The following is a 16152-nucleotide window of genomic DNA, read 5'->3' on the forward strand; positions in this document are numbered from 1 at the left end:
AAGCGATTGGCCTGCCGGCGCCTACCGCATCGCGCTTGTAGTGCCAATTTTGAAAAGGCGTTTCCAGGTTAATCAGTAGCTTACGCTTCTATCTGTCGAACTCGGGGTCGCTCATTCGATTCTGCGGTGCCGCCATGCATGCCAGTTCCCGTTCCATCGACACCCCGGTCTTGTCTGAGACCGGGCAGAGCATTTGTAACGGGACGGTGAGCCAATATACCGCGGCGCTTCGATTTGCGCGACGTTGGGTGCCCATTTATTCATAAGTGGGCACCTACCCTGATTACCCCAAAGCACCTCCACGCCCGAGGAACAGGAGTCGCACAAGAATTACTTTGGATAAATAATTAATAAAAATTACGGTATTATTCACGCGAGCAGCATACGCAACGGCATCCACAGCCCCATGGCGATCATTACCAGGTTTTCGGTGAGCGATACGAACCCAAGCGGTACGTTGCTGTTGCCGCCCACGCAGGCGCACTTGAGTTCGCGTTTATCGATATATACCGCTTTAAAGACCGATACTGCCCCTACGGTGCCAACAAATAGCGCCAGTGGCGCGGCCAGCCAGATCAACGTGCCCGCCAGCATGAGCAGGCCCGCAAGCGTTTCGACGTAGGGGTAAACGTAACCATAAGGGACGTGGCGCTGGGCGAGTAGGTCGTAGTTGAGAAACATGGTGCTGAAACTCTCTATGTCTTGTAGCTTCTGCAGGCCCAGCAGCACCATCGCTGTCGAGACGGCATATTCCGGCATGCGCGACGTTAACAGCGTCCCCTGGACGGCCCAACTGATCGCAAAGCCCATTAGCAGCGCGGTGCCGAAAATCGCCAGCACCGGTCGGTAGGTGGTGGAATCGGGGTCTGCAACACTCATCCCCAAGTGCTCACGGAGTTCTTCGTAGCCTCCGATACGCTCATCGTCTATGAACACTTGGGGAGTCGTTTCGACTTTTTCCTTCTCTTTAAACGCGTCAATTTCCTCCCGCGAGGTCAGCAAATTGTCGTCTACCTCGAAGCCTTTTCGCTTGAGCAGGTCGACGGTTTTCAAACCGAACGGGCAGATGTGCTCTGGTGTTTTCATCCGGTAAATGCGTGCAGTAGCGTGCGTGGTAGGTGCCATCACTAGCCTCCTTGTTGCCTGTAAGCGCTTATGTTGCCTATCTAAAAGCTTAGAACTCGGCGCCGACCTGAAGTCAATTTTCCGACACGGATGACGTTTTGCAAGTCATGGAATGACGTCCTCCCCACCCTGCACCGGCGTCGTTGCGCCACACTGGTAGATGAGAGTATCACTTGCCTACCTGAGGGTAAGATGAACTCTCCATGAACATTACTCGTGTAGGGGGGTGATATCGCAAAGTCCACACTTCATGCATGGTGTCGATCGCCTTGAACAGGACCAGAGGTGAGGAAATGCTCGCCACCAGTGGCGGAATGCCATTGGCAAGGACGGTGAGTGTCCACCTGTTCAGAAGCGTACATCTGCGCTCAGAAATTCCGACTCCTTCGACAGAGGAGTTCAGCAGCGGGTCATCGACAGAGGCCGGATGCCGGCGTTTCTGCCTGCGGCGTTTCCGGGGGCGCCTTGCATCCGCTAGAATGAGCCCTTTCCCGCCTGAGGGTTACGAATGACCATCGTAGACCTGATTCGCCTGCTCAGTGACGGCGAGTTTCACTCCGGCGAGCAGCTCGGCGAGCGGCTCGGCGTGTCGCGTGCCGCCGTGTGGAAGCAGCTGCGCAAGCTCGAAGCGCTGGGGATCGTCATGGAGGCGGTGAAGGGGCAGGGGTACCGCCTGGCCGAGCCGCTGGAGCTTCTGGATGGCGCGCGCATCGTTGCCGGGCTGTCGCGGGAGTCACGCGGATTGCTGACCCGTCTCTTCGTCGAGGAGACCCTGCCGTCGAGCAATGCCTTCCTGCGCGAGCGCTTCGACCAGGGCGCCGGTCATGGCGAGGTCTGCCTGGTCGAGCAGCAGAGTGCCGGGCGTGGTCGGCGTGGACGCACCTGGAGCACCCCCTGGGGGCGAAGCCTGATGCTGTCGCTCGGTTGGCGGGTGGAGTCCGGCGTGACGGCCCTGGAGGGGCTGAGCCTGGCGGCAGGAGTGGTGCTGGCCAAGGTGCTGGAGCGCCATGGGGTGGCGCCGCGCCTGAAGTGGCCCAACGACGTGCTGCTGGCGGGGCCTGGTGGGGACCTGGGGAAGCTGGCCGGCATCCTGGTGGAAGTGACGGGAGACACCGCCGGACCCTGCACGGTGGTGATCGGAATGGGCATCAACGTTGACCTGCCCCCGGCATTCCGCAAGGGCCTGGACCAGCCGGCGGCGGCCATCCATGACCAGGCCCCTGGGTTGTCGCGTAACGAGCTCGCCGTGGAGCTGGTCGAGGGGCTCCTGGCTCTGATGGGCAACTTCGAGAAGGAAGGCTTCGCGGTGTGGCAGGCGGCCTGGAATGAGCGCCACGCCTTCGCGGGCCATGAGGTGGATGTGGTGCGGGGCCAGCAGCGCGAACAGGCGGTGGCGGAGGGTGTGGATGCCGCAGGGAACCTGCTGGTCCGTCAGCAGGGGGAGCGGCGGCGGCTGTCAGGCGGTGAGATCAGCCTGCGAGTTCGGCCATGATCCTCGACCTTGATATCGGCAACACCCTGTCAAAGTGGCGGCTCAAGGACGCCAACAGCAGCGAGATCCGCTCCCGTGGGGCCGTATGGACTCGAGAGGAGTGGCGGCCGGGGTCGGACATTCCCGATCTGGATGTCGTAGAGGCAGTGCGCATCTCGAGTGTGGCACGGCGCGCTGTGCTGGAGGAGACCGTGGCGTTGCTGTATCGCCAGGTGGGACACGTCCACGTGGCACGCTCGACGTCGGAATCGCTCGGCGTCACCAACGGTTATGAGGAGCCGGAACGTCTGGGCGTCGACCGTTGGCTGGGCGCGCTGGCCGGCTATCAGCTGGCGGGAGGCTGCTGTGCGGTGGACTGCGGCAGCGCCATTACTATCGATTTCGTGCTGCCGGGTGGTCGCCACCTGGGGGGCTATATCCTGCCGGGGCTGCGGCTGATGAAGGAGAGTCTCAAGCTCGGGACCCGTAACGTGGCCATCGACCCGGACAGCGAAGCCGAGGAGCTGCTGGTTCCCGGCAGGCGCACGGTGGAGGCGGTCAATCACGGGATCTACATGGCGGCGGTGAGCGCCATCAATCGCACCTATGCCGAAGTGTGCGACATGGAAGGGGTGGCGCTGCCGCTGCTGCTGACCGGCGGTGATGCCCGGGTGGTCTCCAGGGGGCTCCAGGTACCCCATGCGGTCTGGCCGGACATGGTATATGGCGGCCTCGAGGCATGCTTCCCGCTCACGGCGGCCGAGCGTGCCGGACGGATGTCCGGAGCGCCCAGGGTCCCGCCGCCGGTTGCACTGGAAAAGATTCGCGCAGGGCTTGCTTTCTCCATGCTGCTTTGACACAATTCGCCGCGTTCCAAGGGGAAGCCAGTGCCCAAAAAGCCCCAGGTTTCTCTTCAAGAAGGCTGAGAAAACAGCATCTTGACACCTTGGGAAGGGGTGGTAACATATGCCGCCAGTTGGAGGGGTTCCCGAGTGGCCAAAGGGAGCAGACTGTAAATCTGCCGCGAAAGCTTCGAAGGTTCGAATCCTTCCCCCTCCACCAGATTTCGCCGAGCCTGTGACAGGTTTAGGCAGCAAGAGTGGGTAAGCGGGCATAGTTCAATGGTAGAACCTCAGCCTTCCAAGCTGATGGTGCGGGTTCGATTCCCGCTGCCCGCTCCAGCATCCTAAGATGCATTGGTTTTGCTCATGTAGCTCAGGGGTAGAGCACACCCTTGGTAAGGGTGAGGTCGACGGTTCAAATCCGTCCATGAGCTCCACATTGAAAAGGCGAGCCGCGGCTCGCCTTTTCTCTTTCCCTGTCGAGCGTGGCGGGGGAGGGGTTGTCAGGCGGATATCGATCCGCTATCATGGCGCCCGCTGTTGCAAGACCGCCTGCAAAGGGGCGGTCAAGACGTAGATACAGGCCAGTAGCTCAATTGGCAGAGCAGCGGTCTCCAAAACCGCAGGTTGGGGGTTCGATTCCCTCCTGGCCTGCCAGTCTTCCCCAGGCTGGCGAGTCCCCAAAAGATTTCACGTTTCGATTGCTGCACCCTGAGGAGTCTCGTTTTCATGAAGCATAGCGCCGAGGTGCAGGAGTCGCGCCACGACGGGCTCAAATGGGCGGCTGTCGTCACACTGCTGGTTCTGGCCGTGGTCGGCAATACCTACTTTGCCGATCTGGCCATGCTCTATCGTGTGCTGGGTGTCGTCGCGCTGTGTGCGCTGGCCGGCGTGGTGGCGCTGACCACCACCCGCGGCCGCGAGCTCGCTGAACTGGCTCGCGCCGCCAAGAAGGAAATCCAGCGCGTGGTATGGCCGACGCGCCCCGAAACCGTGCAGACCACCGCCATCGTGCTGGTGGCCGTGCTGGTGGTTGGCCTGATGCTGTGGCTGATCGACACCCTTCTTGGCTGGGCGATGTCCGGCGTCATTGGTTAGGAGCCTCCATGTCCAAGCGTTGGTACGTCGTGCACGCCTACTCTGGCTTCGAGAAGCATGTCATGCGCTCGCTCATCGAGCGTGTGAAGATGTACGGTATGGAGGATCGCTTCGGCGAGATCCTGGTGCCGACCGAAGAAGTCGTCGAGATGCGTGACGGCAAGCGCCGCAAGAGTGAGCGCAAGTTCTATCCCGGCTATGTGCTGGTCGAGATGGAGATGGATGACGAGACATGGCACCTGGTCAACGAGACTCCGCGCGTCATGGGGTTTATCGGTGGCACCAAGGAGAAGCCGGCAGCGATCACACAGAAGGAGGCTGACGCCATCCTTCGCCGCGTCCAGGACGGTACCGACAAGCCGCGTCCCAAGACGCTGTTCGAGCCGGGCCAGTCCGTGCGCGTGGTCGACGGTCCCTTCGCCGACTTCAACGGCGTGGTCGAAGAGGTCAACTACGACAAGAGTCGCGTGCAGGTCAGCGTGCTGATCTTCGGTCGCTCCACTCCTGTCGAACTGGAATTCGCTCAGGTCGAGAAGGAGTGATCCGCTCGGCCTGACACAAGTAAGTCGGCTGCCGAAGCCGTCGTATCACCGGGGAGCCGAAAGGCGCTACTACCCAACTGGAGTCCAACATGGCCAAGAAAGTACAGGCTTACATCAAGCTGCAGGTTGCAGCCGGTAAAGCCAACCCGAGTCCCCCCGTCGGCCCCGCACTGGGTCAGCACGGCGTGAACATCATGGAGTTCTGCAAGGCGTTCAACGCTGCGACCCAGGAGATCGAGCCGGGTCTGCCCACTCCCGTGGTGATCACCGTCTATTCCGATCGCAGCTTCACCTTCGTCACCAAGACCCCGCCCGCCGCGGTCCTGCTGAAGAAGGCCGCTGGTATCAAGTCCGGCTCCGGTGAGCCGAACAAGAAGAAGGTCGGTACCGTGACCCGGGAGCAGCTCGAGGAGATCGCCAAGACCAAGGAGCCGGATCTGACGGCTGCCGATCTCGACGCCGCGGTGCGTACCATTGCCGGTAGCGCCCGCAGCATGGGCCTGAATGTGGAGGGTCTCTGATCATGGCCAAGCTGACCAAGCGTACCAAACTGATTCGTGAGAAGGTCGACCCGACCAAGGCGTATCCCCTGGAAGAGGCCGTGGCCCTGCTCGCCGAGCTGTCCACCGTCAAGTTCAAGGAGTCGCTGGATGTCGCCATCAACCTGGGCGTCGATCCGCGTAAGTCTGACCAGGTGGTGCGCGGTGCCACCGTCATGCCGAACGGTACCGGCAAGGACGTGCGTGTCGCTGTCTTCACCCAGGGTGCCAACGCCGATGCCGCCAAGGAAGCCGGTGCCGACATCGTCGGCATGGACGACCTGGCCGAGCAGGTCAAGAAAGGCCAGCTCGACTTCGACGTGGTCATCGCCTCGCCGGACGCCATGCGTGTCGTCGGTCAACTGGGCCAGATCCTCGGTCCGCGTGGCCTGATGCCGAACCCCAAGGTCGGCACCGTGACCCCGGACGTAGCCACCGCCGTCAAGAACGCCAAGGCCGGTCAGGTGCGTTTCCGTACCGATAAGAACGGCATCATTCACACTACCCTTGGCAAGGTCGACTTCGACGCCGCCGCGATCCAGGGCAACCTGGAGGCGCTGGTTGCCGACTTGAAGCGTCTCAAGCCGAGCGCCTCGAAGGGCATCTATCTCAAGAAGGTCACCGTGTCCACCACCATGGGTCCGGGCCTGACCATCGATCACTCTGCCCTGGCCTGATCGAGCAGCGGATCTATCGATTGCAATAACTTTGCGGTCCCCGAGCGGAGCTAGACTCGCCGGCGGGGCACCGTCAAAGACCGTAGGTGCCGCCCCTCCCCGTGAAGGGCGGCTTAATCATCCGCCGGATGGCCTGCGCAGATGGTGTGGCCGCCAGGTTTCTGGTGAGCACCATCACCCAGGATCTCCGGTCGCCGCCTCAGGGCAGCGCCGGAGGAGATGGTAACCACCGGAGTCCTCATCGCGAGGTTCCGGCAAGTAGGAGTGATCACTGTGCCACTAGCACTCGAAGGCAAGAAAGCGATTGTTGCCGAGGTCAGTGAAGCGGCCAAGGATGCACTCTCCGTCGTAGTTGCCGATTCTCGTGGCGTCTCGGTCGAGAAGATGACCGATCTGCGCAAGCAGGCCCGCGAGAATGGCGTCCAGCTGCGTGTTGTTCGCAACACCCTGGCGCGCCGCGCCCTCTCAGGCACCCAGTGGGAATGCCTGAACGAGAGCTTTGTGGGTCCGACCCTACTGGCCTTCTCCACCGAGCATCCGGGCGCCGCCGCCCGCCTGTTCAAGGAGTTTGCCAAGTCTGAGAAGGACTTCGAAGTCAAGGCGCTGGCCTACGAAGGCGAGCTGATCCCGGCTGCCGATATTGACCGCCTGGCGACCCTGCCGACTTACGACGAGGCCATCGCCAAGCTGATGTCCGTCATGAAGGAAGCGTCCGCCGGCAAGCTGGTCCGTACCCTGGCCGCCCTGCGCGACCAGAAGCAGGAAGAAGCCGCCTGATCGCAGGCCGCCTGATAGGCGAACTCCTGCTGGCCGCCCGAATCGTATATTGAATCCCGAGTCGACGGGTCACCGCGACTCCCGCAAAGTTAGGAAACGTGACAATGGCACTGACCAAAGAAGACATCATCAACGCCGTCGCCGACATGTCCGTCATGGAAGTGGTCGAGCTGATCGAAGCGATGGAAGAGAAGTTCGGCGTGTCTGCCGCCGCCGCTGTCATGGCCGGCCCGGCTGCAGCTGGTGAAGTCGCCGAAGAGCAGACCGAGTTCGACCTGGTGCTGACCGCCGTCGGCGACAAGAAAGTCAACGTGATCAAGGTTGTTCGCGAGATCACCGGCCTGGGCCTGAAGGAAGCCAAGGGTGCCGTCGACGGCGCTCCGGCAACTATCAAGGAAGCCATGTCCAAGGACGACGCTGAAGCGGCCAAGGCCAAGCTGGAAGAAGCCGGCGCGAGCGTGGAGCTCAAGTAACACTTGGGCTACATGGCTTCACGCGCTGCGTAAGCTTCCATGGCTGGTGGCGGGACACCCGCTGCCGGCCTTTTTCTGTTGTCACTGGCCTCTGCCGACAGGGCAGAATTGCCAGCCGAATTCCGAAGGCGAGCGCCCATGCCAGGCGCTTGCCTTCATCGCCTGACGGCGTCGCGTCCGTCGGGTGGCGCCGACCACGCATCGGTCACCCATGGTGAACAAGCTGGGGAATACAGATGGCTTACTCATACACTGAGAAAAAACGCATCCGCAAGGATTTTGGCAAACTGCCCCAAGTGATGGATGTGCCCTACCTGCTGGCGATCCAGCTTGATTCCTATTACGACTTCCTTCAGCAGGACCGCTCGTCCGAAGAGCGGATGGAAATCGGCCTGCATGCCGCCTTCAAGTCCGTCTTCCCGATCGAGAGCTTCTCCGGCAACGCCGCCCTTGAATATGTGAGCTACCGTTTCGGTACCCCGGCGTTCGACGTCAAGGAGTGTCAGCTGCGTGGCGTCACCTATTCGGCGCCGCTGCGCGTCAAGGTCCGCCTGATCATCTATGACAAGGAATCGTCCAACAAGGCGATCAAGGACATCAAGGAGCAGGAAGTCTACATGGGGGAGATCCCCCTGATGACCGAAAACGGCACCTTCGTGATCAACGGCACCGAGCGGGTCATTGTCTCGCAGCTGCACCGTTCCCCGGGCGTGTTCTTCGACCACGACAAGGGCAAGAGCCACTCCTCCGGCAAGTTGCTCTACTCGGCCCGCGTGATTCCCTACCGCGGCTCCTGGCTCGACTTCGAGTTCGATCCCAAGGACAGCGTCTTCGTGCGCATCGACCGTCGCCGCAAGCTGCCGGCGAGCGTGCTGTTGCGCGCACTCGGCATGAGCGCCGAGGAGATCCTCGAGGAGTTCTTCGAGACCAGCACCTTCCACATAGAGAAGTCCGGCTTCAGCGTGGAGCTGGTGCCGTCGCGGCTGCGCGGTGAGACCGCCACCTTCGACATCAAGGATGCCGATGGCGGCGTGATCGTCGAGGAAGGTCGCCGCATCACCCAGAAGCATATTCGCCAGCTGGAAAAGGCCGGCCTCGAGCGTCTTGATGTGCCGATGGAGTACCTTTTTGGCAAGACCCTGGGCCGCGACCAGGTGGATCCGAACACCGGCGAGCTGATCTGCTCCTGCAACACCGAGATCACCCCGGAGCTGCTGGAGAAGATCGCCCAGGCCGGTATCACGCAGATCGAGACCCTCTACACCAACGATCTCGACTGCGGTCCCTTCATCTCCGACACCCTCAGGCTGGACACCACCGGTTCCCAGCTCGAGGCGCTGGTCGAGATCTATCGCATGATGCGTCCCGGCGAGCCGCCCACCAAGGAGAGCGCCGAGACCCTGTTCAACAACCTGTTCTTCAGCACTGACCGCTATGACCTCTCCGGCGTGGGTCGCATGAAGTTCAACCGTCGCCTGCGTCGTGACGCCGACACCGGCTCCGGCGTACTGGACCGTCGCGACATCCTGGACGTGCTCAGGGAGCTGATCCACATCCGCAACGGCTTCGGCGAGGTGGACGACATCGACCACCTGGGCAACCGTCGCATCCGCTGCGTGGGCGAGATGGCCGAGAACCAGTTCCGCGTCGGCCTGGTGCGCGTCGAGCGCGCGGTCAAGGAGCGTCTCTCCATGGCCGAGAGCGAGGGCCTGATGCCCCAGGACCTGATCAACGCCAAGCCCGTCGCCGCGGCGGTCAAAGAGTTCTTCGGTTCCAGCCAGCTCTCCCAGTTCATGGACCAGAACAACCCGCTCTCCGAGGTCACCCACAAGCGCCGCGTCTCCGCGCTTGGCCCGGGCGGCCTGACCCGTGAGCGGGCCGGCTTCGAGGTGCGTGACGTTCACGCCACCCACTACGGCCGGCTGTGTCCGATCGAGACGCCGGAAGGCCCCAACATCGGCCTGATCAACTCCTTGGCCACCTACAGCCACACCAACAGCTACGGCTTCCTCGAGACGCCCTACCGCAAGGTCGTGGACGCCCAGGTGACCGACGACGTCGTGCACCTGTCGGCCATCGAGGAGGGTGACTTCGTCATCGCCCAGGCCTCAGCCACCGTCAACGAGTCGAAAAAGCTGATCGACGATCTGGTCCAGGTGCGCCACAAGGGCGAGACCACCTTCATGCGTCCCGAGCAGGTGACGCTGATGGACGTCTCCCCGCGCCAGGTGGTCTCCGTGGCCGCGGCGCTGATCCCATTCCTCGAGCACGATGACGCCAACCGCGCCCTGATGGGGGCCAACATGCAGCGTCAGGCAGTGCCCACCCTGCGTGCCGACAAGCCGCTGGTCGGCACCGGCATGGAGCGCTTCGTGGCCCGCGACTCCGGCGTCTGCGCCGTGGCGACTCGCGGCGGGGTGATCGATTCTGTCGACGCCAGGCGCATCGTGGTGCGCATCAACGAGGACGAGATCATCGGCGGCGAGGCCGGTGTCGATATCTACAACCTCACCAAATACGTGCGTTCCAATCAGAACACCTGCATGAACCAGCGGCCCATCGTGCGCCCCGGTGACCAGGTGGCCCGCGGTGACATCCTGGCCGACGGTCCCTCCGTGGACATGGGCGACCTGGCCCTGGGTCAGAACATGCGCATCGCCTTCATGCCCTGGAACGGCTACAACTTCGAGGACTCCATCCTGCTCTCCGAGCGGGTAGTCGAGGAGGATCGCTTCACCACCATCCATATCCAGGAGCTGACCTGCGTCTCACGCGACACCAAGCTGGGCCCGGAGGAGATCACCTCCGACATCCCCAACGTGGGCGAGTCGGCGCTCTCCAAGCTGGATGAGGCCGGGGTGGTCTATATCGGTGCCGAAGTGGGCCCGGGCGATATCTTGGTCGGCAAGGTCACGCCCAAGGGCGAGACCCAGCTGACCCCGGAAGAGAAGCTGCTGCGCGCGATCTTCGGCGAGAAGGCATCCGATGTGAAGGACACCTCCCTGCGTGCCCCTACCGGCATGAAGGGGACCGTCATCGACGTTCAGGTCTTCACCCGCGACGGCGTGGAGAAGGACTCCCGGGCCATCGCCATCGAGCAGATGCAGCTCGACGAAGTGCGCAAGGATCTCCAGGAGACCTACCGCATCGCCGAGGACGCCACCTTCGAACGCCTCAAGCGCACCCTGAGCGGCCAGGCCGTCAATGGCGGGCCCAAGCTGAAGAAGGGCGACGTGCTCACCGAGAGCTATCTCGAGGAGCTACCGCGGCAGCAGTGGTTCAAACTCCGCCTGCAGGACGAGGCCCTCAACGAACTGCTGGCCCAGGCCGATGAGCAGCTCGAGAACCGGCGCAAGGAAATGGACGAGCGCTTCGAGGACAAGAAGCGCAAGCTGACCCAGGGCGACGATCTGGCCCCGGGCGTGCTCAAGATCGTCAAGGTCTACATGGCGGTCAAGCGTCGCCTGCAGCCGGGTGACAAGATGGCCGGCCGTCACGGTAACAAGGGTGTTATCTCGGCGATCATGCCCATCGAGGACATGCCCTTCGATGACAACGGCGAGCCCGTGGACGTGGTCCTCAACCCGCTGGGCGTACCGTCGCGCATGAACGTGGGGCAGATCCTCGAGACCCACCTGGGCCTCGCCGCCTGGGGCCTGGGTCGCAAGATCGATGGGTTGTTGCGCGACGCCCGTGAGCAGCAGGTGGCCGAGATCCGTGACTTCCTGGGGAAGGTCTACAACTCCACCCCGGGTACCCGGGTCGAGGCGCTCGAGACCCTCTCCGACGATGAGGTGATCGCCCTGGCGAAGAACCTCAAGTCCGGCGTGCCCATGTCCACCCCCGTCTTCGATGGCGCGGACGAGCACGAGATCAAGCACCTGTTGCGCCTGGCCGATCTGCCCGACTCCGGTCAGATGACGCTCTATGACGGCCGTACCGGTGACGCCTTCGACCGTTCGGTGACCGTCGGCTACATGTACATGCTCAAGCTCAACCACCTGGTGGACGACAAGATGCACGCCCGTTCCACCGGCTCCTACTCGCTGGTCACCCAGCAGCCGCTGGGCGGCAAGGCGCAGTTCGGTGGTCAGCGCTTCGGCGAGATGGAGGTCTGGGCCCTGGAAGCCTACGGCGCGGCCTACACCCTCCAGGAGATGCTCACCGTCAAGTCCGACGACGTGGAGGGTCGCACCAAGATGTACAAGAACATCGTGGACGGCGATCACACCATGCAGGCAGGCATGCCGGAATCCTTCAACGTACTCGTGAAGGAGATTCGCTCGCTGGGCATCGATATCGAGTTAGAGAGCTAGGAGCCGTCCGATGAAAGATTTGGTTAAAGTCCTGAAGTCGCAGTCTCAGTCCGAAGAGTTCGATGCGATCAAGATCACGCTGGCGTCGCCGGACATGATTCGCTCCTGGTCGTTCGGCGAGGTCAAGAAGCCCGAGACCATCAACTACCGCACCTTCAAGCCGGAGCGGGATGGCCTGTTCTGTGCCAAGATCTTCGGTCCGGTGAAGGACTACGAGTGCCTGTGCGGCAAATACAAACGCATGAAGCACCGCGGCATCATCTGCGAGAAGTGCGGCGTCGAGGTCACCAAGGCCGCCGTGCGTCGCGAGCGGATGGGCCACATCGAGCTGGCAAGCCCGGTCGCCCACATCTGGTTCCTCAAGTCGCTGCCGTCCCGCATCGGCATGTTCCTGGACATGACCCTGCGCGATATCGAGCGCGTGCTCTATTTCGAGAGCTTCGTGGTCATCGACCCGGGCATGACCACGCTGGAGCGTGGCCAGCTGCTCAACGACGAGCAGTACTTCGAGGCCCTAGAGGAGTTCGGTGACGACTTCGATGCCCGCATGGGTGCCGAGGCCGTCCAGGCGCTGCTCAAGGACATCGACCTGGCCGAGGAGATCGATCGCCTGCGCGAGGAGATCCCGCAGACCAACTCCGAGACCAAGATCAAGAAGCTCTCCAAGCGGCTTAAGCTGCTCGAGGCCTTCTACAACTCCGGCAATGCGCCGGCGTGGATGGTTATGGAGGTGCTGCCGGTGCTGCCGCCGGACCTGCGCCCGCTGGTCCCGCTGGATGGCGGTCGCTTTGCGACCTCCGACCTCAACGACTTGTATCGCCGGGTGATCAACCGCAACAACCGCCTCAAGCGGCTGCTCGACCTCAATGCGCCGGATATCATCGTGCGCAACGAGAAGCGTATGCTGCAGGAGGCGGTGGACGCCCTGCTTGATAATGGTCGCCGCGGCCGTGCCATCACCGGGTCCAACAAGCGCCCGCTGAAGTCCCTGGCCGACATGATCAAGGGCAAGCAGGGTCGCTTCCGCCAGAACCTGCTGGGCAAGCGCGTCGACTACTCCGGCCGCTCGGTCATTACCGTCGGGCCGACCCTGCGCCTGCACCAGTGCGGCCTGCCCAAGAAGATGGCGCTGGAGCTGTTCAAGCCGTTCATCTACTCCAAGCTGCAGAGCCTCGGCTACGCCTCCACCATCAAGGCGGCCAAGAAGATGGTCGAGCGCGAGACGGCGGAGGTGTGGGACATCCTCGCCGACGTCATCCGCGAGCATCCGGTGCTGCTCAACCGCGCCCCGACCCTGCACCGCCTCGGCATCCAGGCCTTCGAGCCCCTGCTGATCGAGGGCAAGGCGATCCAGCTGCATCCGCTGGTGTGTGCCGCCTACAACGCCGACTTCGACGGTGACCAGATGGCGGTTCACGTACCGCTGACCCTGGAAGCCCAGCTCGAAGCGCGGACGCTGATGATGGCTACCAACAACGTGCTGTCGCCGGCCAACGGCGAGCCGATCATCGTGCCCTCCCAGGATGTGGTGCTGGGTCTCTATTACATGACCCGCGAGAAGATCAACGCCAAGGGCGAGGGCATGGTGTTTGCCAACCTCGACGAGGTCGATCGCGCCTTCGGAACCCAGAACGTCGCCATGCATGCCCGGGTCAAGGTGCGCCTGGACGAGGTGGATGTGGACGAGGAGACCGGCGAACGCAGCCGCCACCGCCGTCTCTACGACACCACCGTGGGTCGCGCGCTGCTGTTTCGCATCCTGCCGGAGGGGGTGCCCTTCGCGCTGATCGACCAGCCGATGAAGAAGAAGGCCATCTCCAAGCTGCTCAACGAGGTGTACCGTCGCGCGGGCCTCAAACCGACGGTGATCTTCGCCGACCAGCTGATGTTTACCGGCTTCCGCATGGCCACTTGGTCCGGCGCCTCCATCGGCGTCAACGACTTCGTCATCCCGAACGCCAAGGCCTCGATCATCGATGCCGCGGAGGACGAGGTGAAGGAGATCGAGGACCAGTTCTCCTCGGGTCTCGTCACCGCCGGCGAGAAGTACAACAAGGTGATCGACATCTGGTCCAAGGCCAACGACAAGGTGGCCCGGGCGATGATGGACGGCATCGAGAAGGAGACCGTGATCGATCGTGACGGCAACGAGGTCGAGCAGGATTCCTTCAATAGCGTCTTCATCATGGCCGACTCCGGTGCCCGGGGTAGTGCCGCCCAGATTCGCCAGCTGGCTGGCATGCGTGGCCTGATGGCCAAGCCGGACGGCTCGATCATCGAGACGCCGATCATCGCCAACTTCCGCGAGGGCCTGAACGTACTGCAGTACTTCATCTCGACCCACGGCGCGCGGAAGGGTTTGGCGGATACGGCACTCAAGACCGCCAACTCCGGTTACCTGACCCGCCGCCTGGTCGACGTGGCCCAGGACATGGTGATCACCGAGACCGACTGCGACACCGAGAACGGCCTGACCCTGCACCCGGTGATCGAGGGTGGCGATATCATCGTCTCCCTGGCCCAGCGCGTACTGGGTCGCGTGGTCGCCCAGGACGTCATCGATCCGGCCAGCGACGATGTGCTGATCCCGCGCGGCACCCTGCTCGACGAGAAATGGTGCGCCGAGCTGGACACCATGGGCGTCGACGAGATCGTGGTCCGCAGTGCGATCGCCTGTCAGACCGTTCACGGCGTCTGCGCGACCTGCTACGGCCGCGACCTGGCCCGTGGCCACCAGGTGAACATCGGTGAGGCGGTCGGCGTCATCGCCGCCCAGTCCATCGGTGAGCCCGGTACCCAGCTGACCATGCGGACCTTCCACATCGGCGGCGCGGCCTCGCGTGCCTCCGCGGTGGACAGCGTCCAGGTCAAGCATGGCGGCAAGGTGCGCCTGCACAACATCAAGTACGTGGAGCGCGCCGACGGCAAGCTGGTGGTGGTGTCCCGCTCCAGTGCCCTGGCCGTCGCCGACGACCACGGCCGCGAACGCGAGTACTACAAGCTGCCCTACGGCGCCGAGCTCTCCGTCCGGGACGGCGATATCGTCGATTCCGGTCAGGCGGTGGCCAAGTGGGATCCGCACACCCACCCCATCGTCGCCGAGGCCGAGGGTACCGTGCAGTACGCCGACCTGGATGAGGGCCTGACCATCCATCGCAGCGTGGACGAGATGACCGGCCTCTCCTCTATCGAGGTGATCGAGGCGGCCGCTCGTCCCATGGCCGGCCGCGACAAGCGCCCGATGATCCTGCTCAACGACGAGGCCGGCAAGTCAGTGACCGTCAGCGGTTCCGACACCCCGGTACAGTACCTGCTGCCCGGCAAGTCGATCGTCACCGCGGACAACGGCGCGAAGATCGGCGTCGGCGAGGTCGTGGCGCGTATCCCGGTGGAGGCGTCTGCCAACAAGGACATCACCGGGGGTCTGCCCCGCGTGGCCGACCTGTTCGAGGCGCGCAAGCCGAAGGAGCCGGCTATCCTTGCCGAGATCAGCGGCGTGATGAGCTTCGGCAAGGAGACCAAGGGCAAGCGTCGCCTGACCATCACCCCGGAAGGGGGCGGCGATCCCTTCGAGGCGCTGATCCCCAAGTGGCGCCAGATCGCGGTGTTCGAGGGCGAGACCGTCGAGAAGGGCGAGGTGATCTCCGACGGGCCGAGCAACCCCCACGACATCCTGCGACTGCTGGGTGTGGCGGAGCTGGCCAAGTACATCACCGTGGAGATCCAGGAGGTCTACCGCCTCCAGGGCGTGGGCATCAACGACAAGCACATCGAAGTGATCGTGCGTCAGATGCTGCGCAAGGTGGAGATCACCGATGCCGGTGACTCCGACTTCATCACCGGTGACCAGGTCGAACTGGCGCGAGTGCTGGAGCAGAACGCCCGTCTCGAGAAGCAGGAGAAGTTCCCGGCCAAGTACCAGCGGGTACTGCTGGGTATTACCAAGGCCAGCCTTGCCACCGAGTCGTTCATCTCCGCGGCCTCCTTCCAGGAGACCACGCGGGTGCTGACCGAGGCGGCGGTGACCGGCAAGCGCGACTACCTGCGCGGCCTGAAGGAGAACGTGGTGGTGGGGCGTCTGATCCCGGCCGGTACCGGCCTTGCCCACCATGAGGAGCGTCGCCGCCGGCGTGAAGGCCCCGAGCGTCCGCTGGCCCCGTCGGCCTACGACGTCGAGCAGGAACTGGGCGCCCAGCTCACCGCGCTGGATTCCGGCGACGAGGAACTCTGATCCGAGCCCCGGGGAGCGAGGGTCCGTCCAGGCGGGCGGCCCCTCGGTCTTGACGGGGCAT

The 16152-nt window shown here is 63.1% G+C and carries 11 protein-coding genes and 4 tRNA genes; 14 read left to right on the plus strand and 1 reads right to left on the minus strand.

Annotated elements, in window-relative coordinates:
* Positions 1 to 369: 369 nt before the first annotated feature.
* The gene (locus ACR80S_RS16120; RefSeq protein WP_435403824.1) at positions 370 to 1125 is read right to left on the minus strand and encodes a glutaredoxin family protein; all 756 of its coding nucleotides are present in this window, start codon (positions 1123 to 1125) and stop codon (positions 370 to 372) included.
* Positions 1126 to 1633: 508 nt separating this feature from the next.
* On the opposite strand from ACR80S_RS16120, the gene ACR80S_RS16125 reads away from it, so the two are divergent.
* The 14 genes from ACR80S_RS16125 to rpoC all read left to right on the plus strand — a co-directional run bounded on the left by ACR80S_RS16125 (position 1634) and on the right by rpoC (position 16091).
* Positions 1634 to 2617, plus strand: coding sequence for a biotin--[acetyl-CoA-carboxylase] ligase (locus ACR80S_RS16125; RefSeq protein ID WP_435403825.1), 984 nt, complete (start codon positions 1634 to 1636; stop codon positions 2615 to 2617).
* Positions 2614 to 3453 carry a type III pantothenate kinase gene (locus ACR80S_RS16130; RefSeq protein WP_435401135.1) on the plus strand — a complete coding sequence of 280 codons (840 nt, stop codon included), beginning with the start codon at positions 2614 to 2616 and terminating at the stop codon, positions 3451 to 3453. Before ACR80S_RS16125 ends, ACR80S_RS16130 begins: the two co-directional genes overlap by 4 nt.
* Positions 3454 to 3574: 121 nt before the next feature.
* Positions 3575 to 3658, plus strand: a tRNA-Tyr gene (locus ACR80S_RS16135).
* Positions 3659 to 3703: 45 nt separating this feature from the next.
* Positions 3704 to 3777: transfer RNA gene (locus ACR80S_RS16140), tRNA-Gly, on the plus strand.
* Between the two features lie 23 nt (positions 3778 to 3800).
* Positions 3801 to 3875, plus strand: a tRNA-Thr gene (locus ACR80S_RS16145).
* A 144-nt stretch (positions 3876 to 4019) separates the two neighbouring features.
* Positions 4020 to 4095: transfer RNA gene (locus ACR80S_RS16150), tRNA-Trp, on the plus strand.
* Positions 4096 to 4167: 72 nt separating this feature from the next.
* Positions 4168 to 4536, plus strand: coding sequence for a preprotein translocase subunit SecE (gene secE / locus ACR80S_RS16155; RefSeq protein WP_435401136.1), 369 nt, complete (start codon positions 4168 to 4170; stop codon positions 4534 to 4536).
* Positions 4537 to 4544: 8 nt separating this feature from the next.
* Entirely contained in the window at positions 4545 to 5078 is a 534-nt protein-coding gene (gene nusG, locus ACR80S_RS16160) for a transcription termination/antitermination protein NusG (RefSeq protein WP_290906782.1), read from the plus strand.
* Positions 5079 to 5167: 89 nt separating this feature from the next.
* Positions 5168 to 5599, plus strand: a complete 432-nt coding sequence (gene rplK, locus ACR80S_RS16165; RefSeq protein ID WP_016419070.1) for a 50S ribosomal protein L11 — start codon at positions 5168 to 5170, stop codon at positions 5597 to 5599.
* 2 nt (positions 5600 to 5601) lie between these two features.
* Complete coding sequence (gene rplA, locus ACR80S_RS16170) at positions 5602 to 6294, plus strand: 50S ribosomal protein L1 (protein ID WP_435401137.1); 693 nt, start codon at positions 5602 to 5604, stop codon at positions 6292 to 6294.
* A 273-nt stretch (positions 6295 to 6567) separates the two neighbouring features.
* Positions 6568 to 7071: a 50S ribosomal protein L10 gene (rplJ, locus tag ACR80S_RS16175; RefSeq protein ID WP_435401329.1), complete on the plus strand. Its 504-nt coding sequence runs from the start codon at positions 6568 to 6570 to the stop codon at positions 7069 to 7071.
* A 104-nt stretch (positions 7072 to 7175) separates the two neighbouring features.
* The gene (gene rplL / locus ACR80S_RS16180) at positions 7176 to 7544 is read left to right on the plus strand and encodes a 50S ribosomal protein L7/L12 (protein WP_435401138.1); all 369 of its coding nucleotides are present in this window, start codon (positions 7176 to 7178) and stop codon (positions 7542 to 7544) included.
* Between the two features lie 236 nt (positions 7545 to 7780).
* Positions 7781 to 11860, plus strand: a complete 4080-nt coding sequence (gene rpoB / locus ACR80S_RS16185; protein WP_435403826.1) for a DNA-directed RNA polymerase subunit beta — start codon at positions 7781 to 7783, stop codon at positions 11858 to 11860.
* A 10-nt stretch (positions 11861 to 11870) separates the two neighbouring features.
* The gene (rpoC, locus tag ACR80S_RS16190; RefSeq protein ID WP_435403827.1) at positions 11871 to 16091 is read left to right on the plus strand and encodes a DNA-directed RNA polymerase subunit beta'; all 4221 of its coding nucleotides are present in this window, start codon (positions 11871 to 11873) and stop codon (positions 16089 to 16091) included.
* The last annotated feature ends 61 nt before the right edge of the window (positions 16092 to 16152 follow it).

This window comes from Halomonas salsilacus (genome assembly GCF_051216275.1).
In the GTDB taxonomy this organism is placed as follows: domain Bacteria; phylum Pseudomonadota; class Gammaproteobacteria; order Pseudomonadales; family Halomonadaceae; genus Halomonas.